The sequence below is a fragment of the Moorella glycerini genome (assembly GCF_009735625.1).
Classification (GTDB): Bacteria; Bacillota; DSM-521; order Neomoorellales; family Neomoorellaceae; genus Neomoorella; species Neomoorella glycerini.
Window position 1 is genome coordinate 3,099,143 of record NZ_CP046244.1, and the last position, 22,872, is coordinate 3,122,014.

Here is a 22,872-nt window from a genome sequence, read left to right on the forward strand (position 1 = left end):
GACTTTTTATGAAAACTTAGTCCTACTTCACTTCTTGAATCTGTTTTAAGAGTTGCTCGATACCGTATTTTTTGCCCAATTGTTCATAAACCGGCTTTACAGCTGCAATTAAGGGGGTACGGTCGATGTTGACGACTTCCATCTTATTCTGTTTCATTACTTCAATAGCCTTATCGTCGCCCTTACGAATGAGATCGCGTTGGATCTTGGCACTTTCCGTGGCCGCTTCCTGGATAGCCCTCTGAATATCCGCCGGTAACTGGTCCCACTTATTCTTGGCGATTAAGACAATGCCGCCTTCCCAGATATGGTTGGTTAAACTTAGATATTTAGTAACCTCGTACAATTTTATTTGATTGGCAACTTGGGGATTATTTTCATAGCCGTCGACGACTTTTGTCTGCAGCGAGGTATAGAGTTCGCCCCAGGGGATAGGCGTCGGGTTGGCTCCCAGGGCCTTGAAAGTTTCGGTGTAGACCTCCCCGGCTGGAATGCGTATTTTTACGCCTCTAAAATCTTCCAGGGATTTAATAGGTTTTTCCCGCGTGGCTACGTCACGGAATCCCTGAGCATAGATAGCTAGGGCTTTCATGCCTTTACTCTGCAATTTTTCCAGGGCCGGGTTTAATATGCCGGACCCCATCACCTTCTCAACATGGTCATAATCCCGGAAAATAAAGGGCATGACTATGGCCGACAACTCGGGGTTATAGTTGGTCATGACCCCGATGGAGGTTATAGCCATGTCCACGGTGCCCAGGTTCAAGCCTTCGGTGACGTCCCGTTCGTCGCCGAGTTTCCCTTGATCAAACACCTGTATTTCTACTTTGCCATTTGTTTTTTGTCGAACTAAATCAACAAATTTGGCTACCCCCAGCCCATAGCCCTGGTCGGGCATCTGGTTATGTGCCAATCGCAAAACGATTTTATCGCTGCTGGTTTGTTTATTATTATCACTTGCTTTTTGATCGCTTACTTGCTTGCCACCACCACAAGCAGCCACTAGCAGGGTTACTATCACCATCAAAGCCAAAAATACGAACTTTTTGAAATAACCTTTACTAAACTTCCTCAATGCTGAATCCTCCTTTTAATTTAATTTGTTTCTACCTTCTACTTTGTAAAATAATATCTCTGCTTATTGATAAATTCGCATCACTCCCTTCAAGCCACCATAACCTCAACCCCTGCTGCATCAAATTCTTTCAGTATGCTTTTATCAGCCTCCTTATCGGTAACTATAGTAGATATTTTTTCAATAGGAATAATAGGAATGACCGCCATCGATCCAATCTTGCTACTGTCTACCAGAACAATTGTCCTGCTGCTAATCTCAGCCATAGCTTTTTTAATACCAGCAGTCATCAGGTTGTTGTTCATTAAGCCGTCAGCTACTGTTAATCCCCCTCCGGCTAGAAAAGCTTTGTCGGCCCTGAGCTGGTACAGGGCTTTTTCTGTTAGGGGGCCTACGACGGAGATTGTTCGCGGGTCATAAATCCCCCCCAAGAGAATTACGGTAATTTCAGGGCAATTACGCAATTCATCCATTACATTAATAGCATTAGTTATCACAGTAAGGGGAGTAATATTTTTAATATGGCGGGCCAGCTCTATTACGGTAGTGCCCGTATCAAGAATAATGGTATCGCACGGCTTCACCAAGGTAGCTGCCAGCTTGCCGATAGCCTGTTTTTGTTGCACCATCCTTTCGGCGCGGAACTCATAGGCGGTTTCAAAGGGGGTATGAAAAGTATTGAACGTTGTAGCCATCTGCGAACCGGGCAAAATAGCCCCTCCGCGAGTTTTTACCAGTAATCCCTTTGCCTCTAAATTGGCCAAGTCACGCCGCACGGTAGCTAAAGACACACCCAGGGCTGCTGCTATATCGGCAACTTCTATAGCACCTTGTGTCTTGAGGGTATCGAGAATGAACATCTCTCGTTTTGATTGCATAAGCTCCTCCCTTGACCTTGCCCCGACAGGATGTCACGTATTTAGATTTATTGCTTCTTATTGATTGCTTATTTTATATTCTACATTTTTTAGATGATTCCTTCTGCGCGTTTCTATTTTATATAAAAATTATTTTGCGTTATTTTGATCCTTTTTGCACTAACGTCTCAACTTGAACAAAAAAATAATCCGGGGCGTTGCCCCGGTTACCGTTAGCCACCTGGCTAAATTATAATGCAGATCAGCCCGCCGCCGCCGTCGTTGACAATGCGTTCTACCGTTTCCTGGAGTTTTACCTGGGCGCTTTCCGGCATGCGGTAGAGTTTACTCTGGATACCTTCCCGCACCAGTTCGCTTAAGGACTTGCCGAAAACATTGGTCTGCCAGATCTTCTGGGGATTATCTTCAAACTCCTCCATGATATATTTGACCAGGTCCTCGCATTGCTTTTCGGTACCGATGAGGGGCGTTACCTCGGTGGTGATGTCGGCGCGGATGAAGTGGTAAGATGGGGCTGTGGCCTTTAGCCGCACGCCGGAACGCCCGCCCTGCTTGATAAGTTCCGGCTCGGCCAGTTCCATTTCTTCTTCGGTGGGCGTCACGACGCCGTAGCCGGTGTTGCGGACTTCCTGGATACCATAGGCGATTTTATCCCATTCCTTCTTAATGCCGGCCAGTTCGCGCATCCAGCGCAGGATATCCTGGTCACCGCTGATGTCCAGGCCGCTGACTTCCCGCAGGATCTGGTAGAAGAGCCCTTCCCTCATTGCCAGGTCAATGTGGGCGGTACCGGTGCCCAGGTCCATGTCCTTCAGGGCTACCCGGCAAACATATTCATTTTCGTTAAGCCTGTCTATAGCGCCATTGATATCCCGCAGGCGCCGGACCTCCCCCACTGCTTCCCGGACGGCATTTTCCAGCTGCTGCCGCAGCCAGTGGTCGCCTGCCAGTTCATCCACCCAGCGAGGCAGGTTGACGTTGACCTCGGCCACCGGGAATTCATAGAGGGCCTCTTCCATGATATGCAGGATGTCCTCTTCGCTTAAATGCAGGCAGTCCACCGGGAGGACCGGGACATCATAGGCGGACTCCAGTTCCCCGGCCAGGGTAATTGTGTCCTCGGCCAGGGGATGGACGGAATTGAGCAGGACGACAAAGGGCTTACCTAAATCCTTGAGTTCCCAGATGACCCGTTCCTCGGCATCGACGTAATCTTGCCGGGGAATCTCCGTAATACTGCCATCGGTGGTGACAACTATACCAATAGTGGCGTGGTCGGTGATCACCTTGCGCGTTCCTGTTTCCGCTGCTTCCTGGAAGGGGACCGACTCTTCAAACCAGGGCGTCCGCACCATCCTGGGCCCCTCGCCGTCCTCATAGCCCAGGGCGCCGGGTACGGTATAGCCGACGCAGTCGACCAGCCGTACGCGCATCTTCAACCCTTCCCGGATGGTAATCTCCACCGCTTCATTGGGAATAAATTTGGGTTCGGTGGTCATGATCATGCGCCCGGCACCGCTCTGGGGCAATTCATCCCTGGCCCGGTCCCGCTCATTGGGATTTTTGATGTTCGGCAACACCAGCTTTTCCATGAATTGAGTGATAAAAGTTGACTTGCCGCTGCGTACCGGCCCCATGACACCGAGATAAATATCACCGCCGGTACGTTCGGCTATATCCCGGAAAATATCCCGCTTTTCCACCCCGTATTCTCCCTCCCCAGGCCATTTAGTTTACCGTTCAGCCCGACTGGCATGTTTTAACAATACATCTATATGATTTGGTAGCCAGAATATGACCCGCAATCATTTTTAGGGGTCAATCTTTTACAGATCTATGCACCCGGGGACAAGAAAAGAACCTGCGATGAATAGAAGTTGGAGGCGGGAAATCAGAGGTGGGAAACTGGCGGGAACTGGGTGCGCCAGCTCCGGGTTTGAAATATACCCTATTGCTATTTTAATCTCCGGTTGGCATCACATTGGCGGCGCCGGGGTCTACCAGATGCCTGTTTCGACTTCATGAGTGCGCGGTCGTTCCATAAGGGCGGCGACGCACTCCCGGACTGGTTTACCTTCATAGAGAACCTGGTAAATCTCTTCGGTGATAGGCATGCGGATCTGGTACTGACGGGCGAGGTCGCGGGCTGCCGCCGTAGTCCGCACACCTTCGACTACCATGCCCATGCCGGACAGGATTTCGGCCAGGGCCTTGCCCTCCCCCAGCTGCATCCCGGCACGGCGGTTGCGGCTGTACATGCTGGTACAGGTGACAATCAAATCGCCAATACCACTTAAACCGGCAAAAGTCATGGCTTTTCCCCCCAGGGCTACCCCCAGGCGGGCAATTTCCACCATGCCCCTGGTCATGAGGGCCGCCCGGGCATTATCCCCCAGGCCCAGGCCATCGGCAATTCCTGTGGCCAGGGCAATAATATTTTTTAAAGCGCCGCCAAATTCAACCCCTGTCACGTCGGGATTGGTATAAACCCGGAAGGTAGGGTCCATAAAAATATCCTGGACATATTCAGCTACCTGCCGGTCGGCGGCAGCGACGACTACCGTCGTGGGCAGGCCGCGGCCGACTTCTTCGGCATGGCTGGGGCCGGAGAGCACCGCCACCTGCTCCAGGCCTTCTTCGGCCAGGACTTCTGATAAACGTTTTTTTGTGTCCAGCTCCAGCCCTTTCGCAGTATTGACGACTATTATTCCCGGGGACAAAAAAGGTTTTAGCTGCCGGGCTGTTAAACGGACGGCATGGGAGGGAACGCTGAGAACTACCAGGTCTACCTCCCTGGTGGCTAATTCCAGATCGGTCGTCGGCCTGATTCCGGCGGGTAATTTGACCCCCGGCAAATATGCTTTATTTTCTCTCACTTCTTCCAGTTCAACCACCAGTTCCTGGCGCCTGGCCCAGAGGTTAACCAGGAAGCCCTTCCGGGCCAGTAAAACGGCCAGGGCCGTTCCCCAGCTGCCGGCACCAATGACGGCAATACTTCCGGTCAATTAACTTCGCTCCCCCAGTTTATGTTCGGTCCCGGCCAGCAGGCGTTTAATATTGGGCCGGTGGCGGTAAATAACCAGTGTTGCCCCGGCAAAGGCAAAAAGGATATAGGGCCAGGGACGGTGAAAAAAGAGCATGAGAAAAGGGGCTACGGCAGCAGCCAAAATTGACCCCAGGGAGACATAGCGAGTAAAAACTACGATTACCACCCAGAGCAATGCGGCCCAGAAGATGACAGGCGGCGCCATGGCCAGCACCGCACCGGCAGTCGTAGCTACCCCCCTTCCTCCTTGAAATTCCAGGAAAACAGACCAGTTATGGCCAATAATGGCCACCAGGGCCGTTATGGCTGCCAGCCAGGGGCCACCCATGGCCTGGCCCAACCAGACAGCCAGCATGCCTTTCAGGGCATCAACTGCCAGTACCAGCAGGCCTGGAAAAGTACCCATGGTTCTTAAAGCGTTAGTGGCGCCGACATTGCCACTGCCCCGTCGCCGGATATCAAAACCGTACACATAACGTCCCACCACGTAAGCCGTGGGAATAGAACCGATAAGATAAGCCAGTACCAGGGCCAGCAGCCACATATTTTCCCCTCCGTTTTTTTAAATTATTGCCCTTTGCTGTGCCGGAATAATAAACGCAGCGGCGTGCCCTCAAAACCAAAGGCCTGCCGGAGCTGGTTCTCCAAATAGCGCTGGTAGGAAAAATGGACATCTTCCGGACGGTTGCAAAAGAAGATAAAGGTCGGCGGTTTGACTTTGACCTGGGTGGCGTAAAAGATTTTAACCGCCTGGCCCTTTACCGCCGGCGGTGGCGTGAGCATGACCGCTTCTCGCACTATGGAATTTAATGTTCCTGTAGCCACACGACGGCTGGCCTCTGCTCCCACAGCATCAAGGGCGGGTAAAATCCGGGCAACCCGTTGCCCTGTCAGGGCCGAAATAAAAAGGATAGGAGCATAGGACATAAAACTTAACTCCTGGCGGATCATCTCCTCATAACGGGCCATTGTTTTATCATCCCTGGGCACTAAATCCCACTTGTTTACTATTATTATAGAGGCTTTGCCCTGTTCATGGCCATAGCCGGCAATTTTTTTATCCTGTTCGGTAACGCCTTCGGTACCGTCCAGGACTACCAGGACTACGTCGGCCCGTTCCACCGCCTTCAGGGCCCGCAAAACGCTGTAATGCTCGGTGGGATCGGCGATGCGGCTCTTGCGGCGCATGCCGGCGGTATCAATAAGGATGTACTCCCTTTCGCCCTGGCGAATATATGTATCTATGGCATCCCTGGTAGTGCCCGGCAGATCGCTGACGATGAGCCGTTCTTCGCCCAGGAGGCGGTTGACGATGGAAGACTTACCTACATTGGGCCGCCCCACCACGGCTACTTTTAAAGCCGTGCCCTCTTCTTCTACGGGGGCTGCCGGTAATAGGTCAACTACCCTGTCCAGGAGATCGCCGACATTCAAACCGTGAATGGCAGAAACAGGCAAAGGATCTCCCAGGCCCAGGCGATAAAATTCGTGGGTCAGAGATGGATCGCTGAAGTCTTCGACCTTATTGGCCACCAGGATTACCGGCCGCCCGGAGCGGCGTAATAGCTCTGCCACCTCTTCATCGTCGGCGGTCAGGCCGGTCCTGGTATCAACAACAAAGAGGATAACATCAGCTTCCGCCAGGGCCTGTTCAGCCTGGCGCCTTACCTGGGCCACCAGGGGATCATCCGGCCTGGCAGCAATGCCCCCCGTATCTACCAGGGTAAACTGGCGCCCTCGCCATTCGGCGTCGCGGTAAAGGCGGTCCCTGGTTACACCGGGGGTGTCTTCAACAATAGCTACCCGGGCGCCGGTGAGGCGATTGAAAAGGGTTGACTTGCCGACATTGGGCCGGCCGACAATGGCTACTACCGGTTTAGGCAAAAAGAATACCTCCGCATGGAGTTAATAATCCCTCTACCAGGCCGCGACCTGTGGCCGGAATTACCTGCACTTCTACCCCTAACTCCCTGGCCAGCGTCCCTGGCGTCAGGTCATCCAGGAAAACCGGGGCGTCCCTTTTTAGCATGACGTCGGGGATGAGAATAACTCCTTCTTTTTCCCGGGCCCAGGGGGCGGCTTCGTTTAAGCCCCTTAATAGATCCCGGCCGGTCAGGAGGCCGGCCACCGTCACCTGCGGGCCAAAGAAAAGGTTGGTTACCGGGATTACCCTGGCCTCCAGGTTGCCGGCCTTTGCCGTGACCTCCTGGACGAGCCCTGCCAGGAGGGGAGCCGCCAGGGTACCGCTGGCTATTACCACCCGGCGGCGCTGGATTTCAGGCCGTTTGAGGTTAGCCAGGGCAGCTGCAAAATCATCCAGGAAAAGGCGCGTGAGGCCAACGCCGTTTTCCGTCTGGGGAAAGTCGTCATAGTAAGAAGCCGGGGGGAACGGGAGATTGGCCAGCAGGTAGAGTTCATCGGCCCCGTAGACCAGGCCACGCGCAAAGCGGCGGCGAAACTCAGCCTGCCAGCCGGCAATCCGGTTTACTATTGCTGCAGCCGCCTCCGGTGTCACCCGTCGCAAAGGAAATAAATTTTCCCGCCGGGAAGTCAAACCCACCGGCACTACAGCAATAGATTGTACCGCGGGATAAAGGCTGCTGAGGTCCTTTACCGTCTGCTCTAACTCCGGGCCGTCATTGAACCCCGGGCAGAGAACAATCTGGGTATGCATCTGGATGCCGGCAGCAGCCAGCTTCTTCAGCTGCACCATGATTTCCCCGCCCCGTTGATTGCCTAAAAGCCTGCGTCTTAACTGCGGATTGGTGGTATGGACGGAAATATAGAGGGGGCTGAGGTGCCAGCGGAAGATATATTCCCAATCCCGGGGTTTTAAGTTGGTCAGGGTAATAAAATTGCCGTGGAGAAAGGAATAACGGTAGTCGTCATCTTTGATATAAAGACCGGGCCGGAGGCCCCGGGGCATCTGATCGACAAAGCAAAAAAGGCATTTATTACTGCAATGGCGCAGGCCATCAAAGGTCGGTGCGGCAAATTCCAGCCCCAGGTCCTCGTCGTAGTCCTTTTCGATTTCCACCAGCCATCTCTCGCCCCCGGGTTTTTCAATCTCCACCTCCAGGCTTTCACCGGCGCAAAGGTAACGGTAGACAATCAGGTCGGGCACCGGTTCCCCGTTGATGGCCACCAGCACATCGCCGGCATTGATTCCTAGCTCGGCGGCTATGCTGCCCGGCCGGACGGTTGCTATTACTGCCCTTTGTTCAGGCAAGCAGATGTCATCTCCTGACTTCACTGCGCAGGTCCCGGCTGTGGTACCCACGGCCTGCGTTTTTTTCGCCTTAATTATCCAATATTTTACCCCGGCCGTCAAGTTTTGACTTGGAGCTGTGGTTTTACACCTGGATACAGGTCGTGGTACCGGACTTAACGTTATTGCGCTCTTGTTGGCGAGCCCTCTTAACCAGGTTAACCAGGACGGGGTAGTCTCGCCCTAGGCTCCACTGCAGCAGCAGCCGTCCCAACCAGGCCAGGCGGGAATAACGCCGGCAAAAAGCGCCCACCCGCCATAAAAAGGAAACCTGGGGAGAAACGTCTAGCCACAGCACCTCACTCTGGTCCCGGCCCAGGGCTACCAGGAAAGTCTCTATAGCCCGCCGGGCTGCCTCGCCGTCATGGCCGACGGCCGCAGTATAAAGGGCATGACCTGCTGGCGTATGACCTATATGACGCATGCCGCCTTCCCCTTCAGGGGCGTCAAAGTGAGGCAATTTTTTTAACTCCTCCCAGGCCGGGAACTGGCCAGGATTTAAGAAACCCGCATGCAGGGCAGCGGCGATCACTGCGGCATGGGTACCGCTAAAACAGGCATAAACGATAATCACTGTAACGGGCCTTTCCGGGTTAATTCATGTTTTTCCCGCCAGAGCATACCTGGTGACGCAGGTGCAGGTATCCACAGGTGCTGATTCTGTTCTACAAACTCCACCAGCCTGGTGAAGGCACACCTGGTACCCCACACTACCACCGGACGTCCTGGAGCAGTCAGGCCAAGACGGCGGGAAGTAAAACCGCCCAGCCGCATTAATAGATTTACCAGCGGGGACGTATTTAGAAGTAGAATTTCTTGCCGCGGTACCCCCAGAACGCCGGCCAGGTCATAGAGTAGAGCTTCGAACCTGCTGCCCAGGTTTTTTTTGCCGGCGGCGTATACCTTGTTACCATAAATATCGGTACCCATAAATTTCAGTTCACCCTCTTCTCCCCGGCTGCGGCCATCAAAATACGGCAGGGCCAGGAGTTCCGCTGCCGTAGGTATCCTGTCGCGGGGCAAAAGCCCCAGGTGAATGGCTGCTGCCGTAACCGAAGAATGGGAGCCGCCAAAACAATGGTAGATAACTAACTTTTTATTCCTTTTGCCAGTCGGCCCGTTCATCATTGGGCGTTGACTCCGCAGCAGGTTTCTTGTCCAGCTTCACTATTTCCTTCTGGTTGCCGGGTCCCTGTCCGGCTTCCCTGGTCAGCAAAGGCCGCCTTGACCGCCGCCATCCCAGTAAATTGACCCACTCTATCGAAGTAAACTGCTTAAGTCGGGCCACGGCCTTTTCCCAGCTGCCGGCAGAAATAATCAGGAAGGCAGCGCCACCAAGGACGAAAGCCAGGATGACAAACAGGACGCCCTTCCAGTCGGCGGCCGTGCTGGGAGTCCGGGCGGCCGTGGGCCGGGCCGCCACCCCCAGGACGGGCGGCACGACGTCGGCAAAGAGAGTTGTCCCCCGTTCGGCTTCAGCCAGGGTGTTGGTGTGGGTACCCACTTCCAGGAGCATGGCCCGGGGTGACAGGTCCTGGTTATAACTGCCGGCACCGATAAAAATCCCCCTGATCAAGCCCGGGTACCTGGCATCGGCGGCTGCCTTAAGCCGCTTGGCAAAATCCAGGTTGGCGCTCATATTCTGATTTTCCCGGCCGACGACCAGACGAATCATCGTTACATCCTGGCCGTTAATGGTGCGGCGATAAAAGGTGGGGTCAGGCACGCCGTCCCGGTGCAGGTCAAAAATGGCTGCCGCTCCTTTTTGCAGGAGACCCATGGCCGTACGGCGGGAACGCCGGTAGGCCGCGTCGTCATGGGGGGCATGGGAGGTCTGGTCATGGTACACCGTTAGGCCCAGGCTGCGCAGGCGATTGGCAAAGGCCGTACCCACTTGCAGGACACCGCCGCTGCCGGGTATACTCTCCGCGCCCTGCGTAGGTACATAAGATTCGTCATCGTGGGAATGGTAAACGCCGATTACCTGGTTGCCGCCGGCCTGAACCGGGACAGCCGTTCTGGCCGGAACAGCAATCGTTTCTTCACCTTGGGAAAGTTGCTCTATACCTATTTCCCGGCAGACGGCCCTGTTGCCTTCCACGCGAATTACCTTATAACGGCGGTTGTCGGCGGCAATATACTCATCGTTAAGGTAAACCCGGCGGGCCATCATATCCAGCATCCGGCCCTGTTCGTCAACTAAAACGGAATACTGGCCTTCGGTATGGGCCTGGCTTATCAGCAGGTTTTTCAGGCTGAAAACCCTGGTGGCAGCTCCCTGCCGGCTTTCCTGGAAGGTAAGGATACCCATCAGAGCTAAGGCAGAAATAAGCAGGATTAATCTACTCCAAAATCTACCAGGTCGCCTTAATTTATTCACCCTGTTCACCACCGTTATCCTTTTTGTTGTCCGGGAAAGGTTTTAACGCAGTTCCCTTCAAACCAGCCAGCAGGGAACGCGGGCGTTCGGAAGCCTCCGGTCCACCCTGGATTCTTTCGCGCGCTTCGCCGATTAATTCCGCCAGGAGTACGGCCACGACGGCGGCCATAAAAGTAACATCGATTATGCCGGCACCGCCGAAGGCTACCGTTCCCCTTAGACCCCGGCTGAGGTAGAAAAAGAGGTCGACGACATCCAGTAAAAGCACTCCCAGGATGGCGCCTACAAAGGCGGCCCGGCGGGAGCGGCCTACCAGGTAGGCTACTACACCGGCGATGAGGGGATAATAGTAAAGGGGGTCCAGGAGGCTTAAGCCCGTCACATTCCAGGCTTCCCGGCCCCGGGTCAGGAGGCTGATGCCAGAAAGTACGGCGGCGGTAATTACTGCTCCCAGCAAAGCCCGCCCCACTTCCCGGGCGGTTCCGGCCCGGTACAGGACATAAATGGCCAGGCCCAGGGGTATCAGGCCACCACCCACATTAACAGAAGTAACTACTCGCCCGCTGGTTATCGGGATATTAATAAAGCTCCCAGCGATCATAGCGATAATAAGGGCCAGGGCCACCCGGTCGCTTAAATAAAGGCGGTCCAGGACCCGGTGGGCCAGGCCGAAATAAACCAGGACAAAGACGATGACTAACAGTAAAACACCGGTAGTATATCCCGTCATGATTAATCACCTTCCAGGGTTAGATTTCCCCGTAAGGTAAGAAATATACCGGGACCGGCCGGGAGAAAAAAAATCCACCGTCAATAATGGACGGTGGATCTGGTGGTTAAATAGGCCCCGCATTGCTCAGAAGGACCACAGAGAGTTCAGTACCCAGAGATAATGCCTGCTCCCTACCGGCGCTGGATACCCTCCAGCCAGGCTTTGGTCTTCCCGGTAATGACCAGAGGTTTAGTTGCCAGTTCCGCCGGGGTGGGGCAGCCGGTTAAAAGGCAAATGCGTTTTAAATCTTCCTGCCAGCTGAAAATCTCCTGGACCAGGGTCTCTTCACCCTGGTCCAGGAGAATTTTCAGGAAATGCCCGGCCGCACCAACAATTTTCGCCCCCAGGGCCAGGGCCCGGGCGGCATCCAGGGCACTCCGGATACCGCCGGTGGCCACAATCTCCACCGGCAGGCCCAGTTCCTTAATTTCCAGGATACTGACTGCCGTGGGCAGGCCCCAATGGTTAAGGGCCGTTACCTGGCGGTCCCGGCGTTTGTTTTCAATAGCGGCAAAATCAGTCCCGCCGCGGCCGCCCACATCCAGGATACGGACGCCAGCATGATATAACTGTAAAGCTGCTTCCCGAGACAGGCCAAAGCCTACTTCTTTAGCAATAACGGGTACGTCCAGGAAGTTTACCATATCCTTTATATTATCCAGCCAGCCCCGGAAGGAACGGTCGCCCTCCGGCATGACCAGTTCCTGGGCGGCGTTGAGGTGTACCTGTAAACCGTCGGCAGCGATCATAGCTACCGCTTCCCGGGCAACGTCCGGGGAATTACCGGCCCCCAGATTGGCCAGGATTAAGCCTTCCGGATTTTCCCGGCGGGTAATGGCGAAACTTTCGACCCAGGCTTTATTTTCTATGGCTGCCTTCTGGGAACCCACGGCCAGGGCAATGCCGGTTCGCCGGGCCACCCTGGCCAGGGCGGCGTTAATGGCCTTTGTTTCGGGAGGGCCGCCCGTAAGGGCGTTAATAATAAAAGGGGCGGCCAGGGTTTTCCCCAGCCACCGGCAGCTAAGATCAATATCCGTCCAGTCGAGTTGCGGCAGGGCCTGGTGGATTAAATGGACATCCTCCAGGCCGCTGGTGCCGTTACAGTCTTGCTGGAAGAAACGCAGGTGTTCCAGCTTGCGCTGGCCCCTCCCCGCGATCGTCTCTGGCATCCCCTTACGCCTCGCGTTTCATTTTGCCTCTTCAAAAAGCTCCCCAAACAGGTCACCCAGTTTAACGCCGCTGTCCTCCTGGTTTTCGCGGGCTTTTTCTTCCTGTTTGGGCTGCTTCCTGGCCTTGTCCCGGAGAGCCTGGCGGAGGCTCAGGCTCATGCGATGGGCTTCCTGGTCTACCCCCAGGACTTTCACCGGGATGACCTCCCCTGCGTTCACCACATCCTCGGGTTTTTCCACGTGCCGGTCGGCCAGCTGGGAGATATGCACCAGGCCCTCAATACCCGGTTCGACTTCCACAAAGGCGCCAAAGGGGGCCAGGCGTAAAACTTTACCTTCCACAACCGTTCCCACCGGGTAACGCTCGGCGGCCGTATCCCACGGATTGGGCAGGAGTTGTTTGCAACCCAGGGAAACTTTGCCTTCTTCCCTGTCGATACCCAGGATTTTTACTTCGATTTCCTGGCCTTCCGTCAGCACATCCCGGGGGTGCTCCACCCGGCCCCAGGAAATTTCTGAGACGTGGAGGAGGCCATCAACACCGCCCAGGTCGACAAAGGCGCCAAAGTTGGTCAACCGCCGGACTACGCCTTTACGGACCTGGCCTACCTCCAGGCTGTCCCAGGTAGCCTGGCGTTGTTTTTCATACTCTTCTTCCAGGATGGCCTTCCGGGAAAGGACGACTTTATTCTTGCTGCGGTCCAGTTCGATAACCCGCAGGCGTAAAGTTTTACCCAGGTAGGCGTTTAAATCTTCAACGTAACCCCTTTCTATGAGGGAAGCGGGGACAAAGCCCCTGACGCCTACATCGACCAGTAAGCCGCCTTTAACGACTTCGATAACTTCACCCTGGAGTTCAGCGCCGCTGGCCAGGTATTCCTCCAGCTTCTCCCAGGCAGCCCGGCGGTCGGCGCGGCGCTTGGATAAAACGGGATGGCCTTCCTCATCTTCGGGCTTTACAACCATGACATTGATGGTATCGCCCACGGCTACTACTTCACGGGGGTCGCTGATATTACGGTGCGAGAGTTCGTTTAGAGGAATAATCCCCTCGCACTTACCCCCTACATCCACCAGGACTTCATTATCGTTGACCTGGACTACTGTACCCGTGACAATGCTGCCCCGGCGTAGTTCAGGCATTTTAGCTTCCATTTGTTGCATTTCATTTTTCTGTTCTTCTTGCTGTTCTCCGGGAGCGGCAGGTTCCTCAATTGCTGGTTCCACCGGGCCGGCTACGGCTCCTGCTGCTACCGCGGTGTCCTCTGCCTCCGCAGTTGGAACGTCAGGACTGGCTTCCGGTTTCACCTCAACCTCGTTATTTTCCCCGGCCGGCGCGAAGCCGGCCCCTTCCGGTGCCTTTACCGGTTCCTTTTCGTCTTCTGGAACCATTACCTTTTCCTGTTCAGCCAGCATTACTACTACCTCCTCAATAATCCACGCTGGGGTCGAAGCGCCACCTGTGACCCCGACCCTCCGGGCATTTATAAACCACTGGCGACACAACTCCCCGGCCCTTTCCACGTGGTAGGTCGGCGTCCCCGTAGCCCGGCAGAGTTCTGCCAGGTGCCGGGTATTGGCACTCTCCTTACCGCCGACTACCACCATTACGTCTACCTGGCGCGCAAGGTTAACTGCTGCTTCCTGGCGCTGGCGGGTAGCCTGGCAAACGGTATTGTGTACTACCAGAGTATCCGTATTGGAACTTAAAGCAGCGGCAACTTCCTCCAGCCTCTCCTCCGGCTGGGTGGTCTGGGCTAAAACCGCCCGCCGGGGGTGAAAGGGCAGGTTTGCTGCTGCTTCTTTATGGGGAACTACTACCGCCCCTGGACCGGCCCAGCCGAGCAACCCTTTAACCTCGGGGTGTCCAGGATCACCTACAATTATTACCTGGTAACCTTCACCAGCCAGTTTCCTGGCCAGGTGCTGGGCCCGGGCCACGTAGGGGCAGGTAGCGTCGATAATCTCCAGGCCCTTTTCCCGGGCCGCGGCTAAAATTTCCGGCGTCACGCCGTGGGAACGAATTAATACCCGGCCGCTATCTACTTCTTCCAGGGAATTTACGGGGTGGACACCTTCCCTGGCCAACTGTTCCACTACCTGCCGGTTATGGATTAGGGCCCCCAGGGAGACGACTGGTTTGGGAGCCTCCCTGGCTTGTTTTACGGCCCGCGTGACGCCAAAACAAAAGCCTGCATAATCAGCCACAATCACATCCACTAAAGCTCTTCTCCTGGATCAGGGCTAAAATTTAGTTTGCTAATTCCAGCCAAACATTATTTACATTTCGCGAAAAAGAGGCAAAATCCTGCCTGTCATTAAAAAAAGCCGGCCTTAAGCCAGCATTTTGGCTACTGCCTGGTAAGCGGCAACCGTCAGGTCCTGGACTTGTTGGGGTGTACTTGGACCTGCAGTCTCAAATTTTAAAGGCCGGCCGATGATCACTTTAATCCTGCCGCCACGAAAGACTCTATTGGTATTTTTTACGGCCACCGGCAGTAAGGGGGCACCGGTTTTCAAGGCCAGCAGGGCGGCGCCATGCTGGAAAGGAAGTAGCCGGCCGTCCTTGCTGCGGGTGCCTTCGGGAAACATGCCGAGGACCTGGCCGTCCTGGAGGACCTCCAGGGCTGCTTTTAAGGCCGCCCGGTCGGAACGCCCCCGGCGGACGGGGAAGGCGTGCAGCCCCTTGATAATCCAGTTAACTACGGGAATATGGAAAAGTTCTTCCTTGGCCATAAAGCGCACCGTCCGGGGGGCAGCCACGCCGACTGCCACCGGGTCCAGGTAGGAAATATGATTAGCAATGACAATAACCGGTCCCTCAAGGGGAAAGTTTTCCCGTCCCTGAACTTCCCAGCGGCAGAAGAAACGCAAGAAGAGATAACAGACAAATTTAGCGAACTGGTAAAACACCTGGAGGATCCTCCGAAAATAGGGTTCTGCCAGAAATGGTACCTTCTGGTGGGGACATATCCCCATCCTAACAGCCAGACAAATTTTCATCGTTCGCTGGCGGTGGCATTAACCCCACGATGGGCCTGGATTAGATCCAGCATTTTAGCCACTACTTCTGCAGCTTTCATATTAGTGGTATCAATGATCACGGCGTCGGGCGCTGGCTGCAAGGGGTCAACTTCACGCTGGCTATCCTGGGCATCCCGCCGGCGGATTTCTTCCTTGATAATTTCCAGGTCTACCGGCCGGCCGGAAGCTAGGAGTTCCCGGTAACGCCGCCGCGCCCTCTCTTCCAGGGAAGCCGTCAGGAAGAATTTGTAGGGCGCTTCCGGCAGAACATTGGTGCCGATATCGCGGCCGTCCATGACCACCCGGTTGGAGGCGGCCATCTGCCGCTGTAACTCCACCAGCCGCCGCCGCACCCCTGGCACCCGGGCCACGGTAGACACCTGGTGGGAAACAGTTTCCTGCCGGATGGCCGCGGTAATTTCCTCGCTATCGCAGTAAACCTTCACCGTGCCAGCAGCCGTATTTTCCAGCCTGATAGTAGTTGCCTCTGCCAGGGCAACCAGTTGCCGGTCGTCGGTCAGGTCTATCCCCTGCTGCAGGGCCTTCCAGGTCAGGGCCCGGTACATGGCCCCGGTGTCGATGTAGAGATAACCCAGTTTTTGCGCCAGGAGCCTGGCTACCGTGCTTTTACCGGCCCCGGCCGGGCCGTCGATGGCTACGTTACCGTGCAATTTATTCCTCACTCTTCTTCCTTGACTTCTACCCCCAGCCGGGCCAGGTCGGCGGCAAAATGAGGGTAAGAAATGGCCATACATTCAGCACCCTTGATTACCGTTGGCCCTTCGGCCACCAGGGCGGCTACTGCCAGGGCCATTCCCAAGCGGTGATCGCCGTGACTGTCCACCACCGTTCCCTGGAGGCGGCCCCCTTTAACCCCTTTAATCAGGAAACCATCGGGCCGTGCCTGGATATTGGCGCCCATCCTGTCCAGCTCGCGGGCCACCATAGTGATGCGGTCGCTCTCCTTCACCCTCAGTTCGGCTGCGTCGCGGATTACCGTTTCCCCTGCGGCCAGGGCGGCCGCCACTGCCAGGACTGGTATTTCATCAATGAGGCGGGGAATGAGTTCGCCGCCCATCTCCACACCCCGGAGGCCGCTGGAGGTTGCCTGGATATCACCGACCGGCTCGCCGCCGCTCTCGCCCCGGGGCATTACCGATATTTGCGCCCCCATGGACAGCAGTACATCCAGGATGCCGGTGCGGGTGGGGTTTAAATTTACATTTTCCAGGGTGATCCTGGCCCGGGGATGAATACACCCGGCTACCAGGAAAAAAGCCGCTGCCGAAATATCCCCTGGAACGCTGATGGTTAATGGCTGCAGGGGCTTCTGGCCGGCGATCCTGACAGCCAGCCCTTCGACCTTGATAGCAGCCCCAGCTGCTTTGAGCAGGCGCTCACTGTGATCCCGTAAGCGGCAGGGTTCAATAATAACCGTCTCCCCGGGGGCAAAAAGACCGGCCAGGAGCAGGGCCGATTTTACCTGGGCACTGGCCACCGGCAGGGTATAGGTAAGGGGATGCAGGTTACCACCCTGGATACTTAAGGGGGCCAGTTCCCCGCCCCGGCGTCCCCAGATCCTGGCCCCCATGGCCGCAAGGGGCTGGGTCACCCGGCCCATGGGCCGCCGGCGCAGGGAGGCGTCGCCGGTAATCACGCTATAAAAGGGCTGCCCGGCCAGCACCCCCAGAAGGAGACGCATGGTGGTACCCGAATTGCCGGCATCGAGGATGGCTTCCGGCTCCCGCAAGGAACCCATCCCCTTACCGTGGACAACTACCCGGCCTTCGTGCGGGCCCTCAATATCTATTCCCAGGGCCCTGAGACATCTTAAAGTACTGAGGCAGTCGGCTCCCTCCAGGAAACCATCGATAATCGTTGTTCCTGCGGCCAGGGCCCCGATGATGGCCGCCCGGTGGGATATGGATTTATCCCCCGGCGGTCTTAAACTTCCCGCCAGGGATGGCGACGGCTTGATAATAAGCTGCATTCTTTTCCTCCTGATTCCCCTTCCAAACTACCAGGAATATCTACCGGTGTCAAGCAGTTCCTACAACATCCGGGCGTTAATACCCCTGCTTTGCAATATTTCCAAGGCTTTGGCGGCAGCGGCGGCTGTGGTAAAGCCAAGGCGGATGCTGCCCCCTTCACCTTCCCGTACCCGGAGGATTTCGATGTCAATAATATTAATACCGGCATTACCCAGGGCCGTAGCCATGGCACCAATGACCCCCGGCTGGTCGGGGACGGTCACCACCAGTTCATGGAGGGCGGGCAGCAGGCCTTTTTGCCGCACCGGCACCTGAGCCCTTAAAGAGCGGGCCTGTTGTAATGCAGCCTCCAGGTCCTCGCCATCACCCCGGGCAATCATCCCCTCCAGGGCTTCCAGCTGGCGGCGCCAGCATTTTAACAAAGTAAGAATAGCCTGGCGGTTGTGGAGAAAAATATCCCGCCACATAACCGGGTCCCCCGCAGCGATGCGGGTTGTATCCCGGAAACCCCCGGCAGCCAGCATCAGGGCCAGGGGATGCTCCCGCGCCAGTTCGCCAGCAGTTTGCATCAGGCTGACGGCTAAGAGATGGGGTAAATGGCTGATCCCGGCCACCACCAGGTCATGCTCCTCCGGCTCCAGGGTTATAACCCTTGCTCCCACCGCCCGGAACAGCTCTTCCAGGCGTTGCAAGGCCCCAGCATCGGTGGCCGGGGTCGGCGTTAATACATAGACGGCATTTTCCAGGAGATAGCGGTCGGCGGCCTTGATGCCGGCCCGCTCGGATCCGGCCATGGGATGGCCGCCGACATAAAATGCCCGGGGCTGAAAAATACTTTCCAGTTCCCGGACAACGGCTCCTTTGACGCTACCGGTGTCGGTAACAATGGTCCCCGGCGCCAGGGCCGGGGCGATGGCCCCGGCCACCTGGCTTAAGGTCCCTACCGGTACGGCCAGAATTACTACCTCAGCCCCGGCGACGGCTTCCTCCGGGCAGGTAGCCTGGTGGTTGATGGCACCAAGTTGCCCGGCCGCCTGGATGGCCTCTGCCTGACGGTCATAGCCCGCCACTTCCTGGGCCAGGCCTCCCTGCAGCAGGGCCAGGCCCAGGGAACCCCCCATGAGGCCCAGGCCGATGATGGCCACTCTTTCAACCAGAGGACCTGATGGCGGTGGGGCAACCGGAACCGGACCCGGAACTAGCTGCAACTGGTTTCCCCCCTGTCCTGGGAATAAGATCCCAGGATTTTTAATAAACCCGTCCTGGATTTCAGGCCTGCCAGCACTTCTTTTAATGGTGGTGCCGTGGCTTTGCCCTCGCAATCAATAAAGAAAAGGTATTCCCCCAGTTCCTTTTTGGTCGGCCGGGATTCAATACGGGTCAAATTAATGCCGGCTTCAGCGAAATCCTTTAAAATGGCATAAAGACTCCCCGGGCGGTTGGCCAGGGCAGCCACCACCAGGGAGGTCTTGTAAGGACCGGGGAGGGACGGTGCCTCCCGCCCCAGAACCCAGAAGCGCGTCTTATTTTCCTGGTAATCCTGGATGCTGGTTGCCAGTACCGGTAGCTGGTAAAGCCTGGCGGCAAAGGCCGAAGCGATGGCTGCCAGTTCCGGCATCCGGCGGGCCTCCCTGGCAGCCTCAGCCGTACTGGTAACCGCCTTAAGTTTTGCTCCAGGGAGGTTAGTGGCCAGGTAATGGCGGCACTGGGCCAGGGCCTGGGGGTGGGACCAGACTTCCCGGATTGCTTTCATATCCTCTGCCTGGCCCATAAGGCAGTGGCAGACCGGCAATACTACTTCGCCGATTACCTGCAGCCCTTCTTCCTCGAGGACCAGGTCCAGGGTGAGGTTCACCGCTCCTTCGATGGAGTTTTCCACCGGTAAAATCCCTGCTCCTGCCTGGTGGTTTTGGACTGCGGTCATGACTTCCGGCAAGTTGGGGCAGGCCAGGAAAGTATCCGCCCCTGCCTGCCAGTTGCGATCTACCCGCCGTGCCCAGGCAACTGCCGCCTCATGGGAAAAAGTCCCGGGGGGCCCCAGGTAAGCTATTGCCTTCATGATACCAGATGCCCCAGTTCCCGGCTGCTGGCAGCGATAATGGGCCGGATTTCCTGCACCAGGCGGGCAAATTGCTCCGGTGTCAGGGACTGGGGGCCATCGGAGAGGGCTTCCTGGGGGTTGGGGTGAACCTCGATCATTAAGCCGTCAGCGCCGGCAGCCAGGGCGGCCCTGGCCATGGGCGCGACCATAAACTTGCGCCCGGTCCCGTGGCTGGGATCGACAATGACCGGCAAGTGGGATAAATGCTTTACTGCCGGTACGGCGCTCAGGTCCAGGGTATTACGGGTGTACGTCTCAAAGGTACGGATGCCCCGCTCGCATAAGATAACCTGGCTATTACCCTCAGTGAGGATGTATTCGGCGGCCAGGAGCCATTCCTCAATGGTCGCCGACAGGCCGCGCTTCAAAAGCACCGGCTTTTGGGTGCGGCCCACGGCCTGGAGCAAGGCAAAGTTTTGCATGTTCCGGGAACCTATTTGCAGTACATCGGCAACCTGCGCGACTGCGGTGACCAGGGCCGGGTCCATGATTTCCGTTACCACAGGCAAACCCGTAACTTCCCTGGCTTCGGCCAGGAATTCCAGGCCTTTGGCTGCCAGGCCCTGGAAGGAGTAAGGTGAGCTGCGGGGTTTATAGGCTCCCCCCCGCAGCATGGTCGCCCCGGCCTCGCGTACGGCCATGGCGGTTTCCAGGAGCTGCTCCCGGCTCTCCACCGCGCAGGGTCCGGCGATAATGTGAACCTGGTGGCCGCCGATGGTCAATTCCCCTACAGGTACCAAGGTGTCCTCGGGGTGAAAATCCCGGCCGGCCAGTTTGTAGGGCTGTAAAATGGGCACCACCTTTTCCACCCCGGGCAGGGCGGCCAGGGTCTCAGCCCTTAAACGTGTCTTATCGCCAATGGCACCAATTATGGTCCGTTCTATTCCCCGGGACAGGTGCACCTTGAAACCCTCCCGTTCCAGGCGCGCTATCACCGCCTGCTGTTCCTCAGAAGTTGCTCCGGGTTCCATGACAATGATCATTTGTACCCCCCCTGAAAAACAAAACGTCACCCCCGCCAGGAGTGACGTTTTTTCAAGTGCCATCTCTCCTGCCGTACTGCCATCCTGCCATTTTAAGTAACCCTTGAGGGTACCCTACCATACTACAATTTAGACTATAGCACAGTGCCCCCCCTCCTGGCAAGGGGCCTTTTATCATTTTTATATAGCCTGGCGCAGATTTTGAACGAGTTTGACGGCTGCCGGCAGGCCTCCCTCATGGAGGGCCCGCACGACGGCGCTGCCGACGATGATGCCGTCGCAGAGGGGAGCCAGGAGCCTGGCCTGTGCAGGATTACTGATGCCAAAACCTATTCCCAGGGGGAGGTCCGTCGCACCCCGCACCCTGGCCAGGTAAGCTGCAATCCCCGGCGGCAGGCCTTCCCTGGCCCCGGTTACCCCGGTCAGGGAAACGCAGTAGATAAAGCCCTGCGCTGCCGCGGCAATTTGCTGCAGGCGTTCTGCCGGCGTCGTCGGCGCCACCAGGGGAATGGCCGCTAGTTTTACCGCTTCTAATTTTTCCCGCAAAGGGGCGCTTTCTTCCAGGGGCAGGTCGGGAACGATCAGGCCGTCTACCCCGGCAGCGGCCAGGTCGGCAGCCAGCGCTGCCAGGCCGTACTGGAGGAGGGGGTTGTAGTAGCTCATGAGGACCAGGGGCAGGCTCACCCGGGAGCGCAAATCCTTTACCAGGTCCAGGATCTTCCTTAAATTCGTCCCCCTGGCCAGGGCGCGGGTGCTGGCGGCCTGGATGACCGGGCCATCGGCCACGGGATCGGAGAAGGGTACCCCCAGCTCAATGATATCAACCCCGGCTGCCGCCAGTTTCTCAATGGCCGCCGCCGTCACCTCCAGGGAAGGATCCCCGGCACAGAGGTAGACGATTAAGGCCTTGCGTCCTTCCTTTTCCCGGGCGGCAAAGGCAGCGCCGATCCTTTCAACACCCATGGTTTTTTCCTCCCTCCTGGAGCACAGCCTCCACTTGCTGGACGTCCTTATCGCCGCGGCCGGAGAGATTAACGACGATAATTTCTTCCTGTGATAACCCGGGGGCCACTTTCATGGCCAGGGCCACGGCATGGGCGCTTTCCAAGGCCGGGATGATGCCTTCGGTACGGCTCAGCAGTTGAAAGGCCTCCAGGGCTTCGGCGTCAGTAATGGCCACATAGGTGGCCCGGCCGCTGTCTTTAAGGTAGCTATGCTCCGGTCCTACGCCGGGATAATCGAGGCCGGCTGATAGCGAGTAGACAGGCTGGATCTGGCCGTTTTCGTCCTGGACGATATAGCTGTAAGATCCCTGGAAGACGCCGGGCCGGCCGGCAGTTAACGAGGCTGCATGCCGGCCGGTATTTAACCCTCGCCCGGCCGCCTCAGCGCCCCACAGTTTGACACCGGTGTCCTGGATAAAGGGATAAAAGATGCCCATGGCGTTACTGCCCCCCCCAACACAGGCAATGAGGTGGTCTGGCAGGCGGCCTGAAGCCTCCAGGACCTGCTGCCGCGTTTCCTCACCGATGACGGCCTGGAAGTCCCGGACCATCATGGGGTAGGGGTGGGGACCAACAACTGAACCGATTAGATAATAGGTGGTCCGGACATTGGTAACCCAGTCCCGCAGGGCTTCATTAACGGCATCCTTTAAAGTGGCGCTGCCGGCCGCCACGGGGATTACCCTGGCCCCCAGGAGTTCCATGCGGAAGACATTCAGGGCCTGGCGGCGGGTATCTTCTTCCCCCATGTAAATTTCGCATTCCATTCCCAGGAGGGCGGCCACGGTGGCTGTGGCCACCCCGTGCTGGCCGGCACCGGTTTCGGCAATAAGGCGTTTTTTGCCCATGCGCCGGGCGAGCAAAGCCTGGCCCAGGGCGTTATTCAGCTTGTGGGAACCGGTATGGTTTAGATCCTCGCGCTTCAGGTAGATCCGGGCCCCGCCCAGGTGCCTGGTGAGATTGGCTGCGAAATATAGAGGTGTCGGCCGGCCGGCGTACTGCTCAAGGTAATATTTTAATTCCCCTTGAAAGGCGGCATCCTCCCTGGCCTCCTGGTATGCCTTTTCGATTTCCTTAAGGGCCGGCATGAGGGTTTCGGGTACGAAGCGCCCGCCGTAGGGACCAAAATGCCCCCGGCTGTCTGGTAAGGCCATATTGCTTTTACCTCCGTATCAGTATTT

The 22,872-nt window shown here is 56.7% G+C and carries 21 protein-coding genes; all 21 read right to left on the reverse strand.

The features are described from left to right. Positions 1-22 precede the first annotated feature (22 nt). The 21 genes from MGLY_RS15500 to trpB all read right to left on the reverse strand — a co-directional run bounded on the left by MGLY_RS15500 (position 23) and on the right by trpB (position 22,845). Positions 23-1,075, reverse strand: a complete 1,053-nt coding sequence (locus MGLY_RS15500) for a TRAP transporter substrate-binding protein (protein WP_156275347.1) — start codon at positions 1,073-1,075, stop codon at positions 23-25. 89 nt (positions 1,076-1,164) lie between these two features. After that, entirely contained in the window at positions 1,165-1,953 is a 789-nt protein-coding gene (locus MGLY_RS15505) for a DeoR/GlpR family DNA-binding transcription regulator (RefSeq protein WP_156275349.1), read from the reverse strand. Between the two features lie 224 nt (positions 1,954-2,177). Further along, entirely contained in the window at positions 2,178-3,656 is a 1,479-nt protein-coding gene (gene spoIVA, locus MGLY_RS15510) for a stage IV sporulation protein A (RefSeq protein WP_156275351.1), read from the reverse strand. A 294-nt stretch (positions 3,657-3,950) separates the two neighbouring features. Beyond that, positions 3,951-4,958 carry an NAD(P)H-dependent glycerol-3-phosphate dehydrogenase gene (locus MGLY_RS15515; protein WP_156275353.1) on the reverse strand — a complete coding sequence of 336 codons (1,008 nt, stop codon included), beginning with the start codon at positions 4,956-4,958 and terminating at the stop codon, positions 3,951-3,953. Continuing rightward, entirely contained in the window at positions 4,959-5,543 is a 585-nt protein-coding gene (plsY, locus tag MGLY_RS15520; RefSeq protein WP_156275355.1) for a glycerol-3-phosphate 1-O-acyltransferase PlsY, read from the reverse strand. A 23-nt stretch (positions 5,544-5,566) separates the two neighbouring features. After that, positions 5,567-6,883, reverse strand: coding sequence for a ribosome biogenesis GTPase Der (gene der, locus MGLY_RS15525; protein WP_156275357.1), 1,317 nt, complete (start codon positions 6,881-6,883; stop codon positions 5,567-5,569). After that, positions 6,876-8,228, reverse strand: a complete 1,353-nt coding sequence (locus tag MGLY_RS15530) for a DUF512 domain-containing protein (RefSeq protein ID WP_156275361.1) — start codon at positions 8,226-8,228, stop codon at positions 6,876-6,878. Before MGLY_RS15530 ends, der begins: the two co-directional genes overlap by 8 nt. 124 nt (positions 8,229-8,352) lie before the next feature. Next, positions 8,353-8,841 (reverse strand): DUF3189 family protein, encoded by a 489-nt coding sequence (locus MGLY_RS15535; RefSeq protein WP_156275363.1) that lies wholly within the window; start codon positions 8,839-8,841, stop codon positions 8,353-8,355. Further along, positions 8,838-9,395, reverse strand: a complete 558-nt coding sequence (locus MGLY_RS15540; RefSeq protein WP_170291122.1) for a DUF3189 family protein — start codon at positions 9,393-9,395, stop codon at positions 8,838-8,840. Before MGLY_RS15540 ends, MGLY_RS15535 begins: the two co-directional genes overlap by 4 nt. After that, positions 9,364-10,578: a stage II sporulation protein P gene (gene spoIIP / locus MGLY_RS15545; RefSeq protein ID WP_156275365.1), complete on the reverse strand. Its 1,215-nt coding sequence runs from the start codon at positions 10,576-10,578 to the stop codon at positions 9,364-9,366. The genes MGLY_RS15540 and spoIIP overlap by 32 nt, the downstream gene beginning before the upstream one ends. 61 nt (positions 10,579-10,639) lie before the next feature. After that, on the reverse strand, positions 10,640-11,377 hold the full coding sequence (locus tag MGLY_RS15550) for a DUF1614 domain-containing protein (protein WP_156275367.1): 738 nt from the start codon (positions 11,375-11,377) through the stop codon (positions 10,640-10,642). A 173-nt stretch (positions 11,378-11,550) separates the two neighbouring features. Continuing rightward, a complete protein-coding gene (gene fni / locus MGLY_RS15555; RefSeq protein WP_156275369.1) occupies positions 11,551-12,588 on the reverse strand; it encodes a type 2 isopentenyl-diphosphate Delta-isomerase in 1,038 nt (345 codons plus the stop codon). Between the two features lie 18 nt (positions 12,589-12,606). After that, complete coding sequence (locus MGLY_RS15560; RefSeq protein ID WP_156275371.1) at positions 12,607-14,808, reverse strand: bifunctional 4-hydroxy-3-methylbut-2-enyl diphosphate reductase/30S ribosomal protein S1; 2,202 nt, start codon at positions 14,806-14,808, stop codon at positions 12,607-12,609. Between the two features lie 114 nt (positions 14,809-14,922). Further along, positions 14,923-15,501, reverse strand: coding sequence for a lysophospholipid acyltransferase family protein (locus MGLY_RS15565; protein ID WP_156275373.1), 579 nt, complete (start codon positions 15,499-15,501; stop codon positions 14,923-14,925). A gap of 86 nt (positions 15,502-15,587) precedes the next feature. Further along, entirely contained in the window at positions 15,588-16,295 is a 708-nt protein-coding gene (gene cmk, locus MGLY_RS15570; RefSeq protein WP_156275376.1) for a (d)CMP kinase, read from the reverse strand. Further along, a complete protein-coding gene (aroA, locus tag MGLY_RS15575) occupies positions 16,292-17,602 on the reverse strand; it encodes a 3-phosphoshikimate 1-carboxyvinyltransferase (protein WP_156275378.1) in 1,311 nt (436 codons plus the stop codon). Before aroA ends, cmk begins: the two co-directional genes overlap by 4 nt. A gap of 60 nt (positions 17,603-17,662) precedes the next feature. Further along, positions 17,663-18,811, reverse strand: coding sequence for a prephenate dehydrogenase (locus MGLY_RS15580; RefSeq protein WP_170291124.1), 1,149 nt, complete (start codon positions 18,809-18,811; stop codon positions 17,663-17,665). Then, a complete protein-coding gene (gene pheA / locus MGLY_RS15585; RefSeq protein ID WP_156275380.1) occupies positions 18,802-19,662 on the reverse strand; it encodes a prephenate dehydratase in 861 nt (286 codons plus the stop codon). The genes MGLY_RS15580 and pheA overlap by 10 nt, the downstream gene beginning before the upstream one ends. Then, entirely contained in the window at positions 19,659-20,687 is a 1,029-nt protein-coding gene (gene aroF / locus MGLY_RS15590) for a 3-deoxy-7-phosphoheptulonate synthase (protein WP_156275382.1), read from the reverse strand. Before aroF ends, pheA begins: the two co-directional genes overlap by 4 nt. A gap of 180 nt (positions 20,688-20,867) precedes the next feature. After that, positions 20,868-21,650, reverse strand: a complete 783-nt coding sequence (gene trpA / locus MGLY_RS15595) for a tryptophan synthase subunit alpha (protein ID WP_156275384.1) — start codon at positions 21,648-21,650, stop codon at positions 20,868-20,870. Continuing rightward, entirely contained in the window at positions 21,640-22,845 is a 1,206-nt protein-coding gene (trpB, locus tag MGLY_RS15600) for a tryptophan synthase subunit beta (RefSeq protein WP_156275386.1), read from the reverse strand. The genes trpA and trpB overlap by 11 nt, the downstream gene beginning before the upstream one ends. Positions 22,846-22,872: the final 27 nt, after the last annotated feature.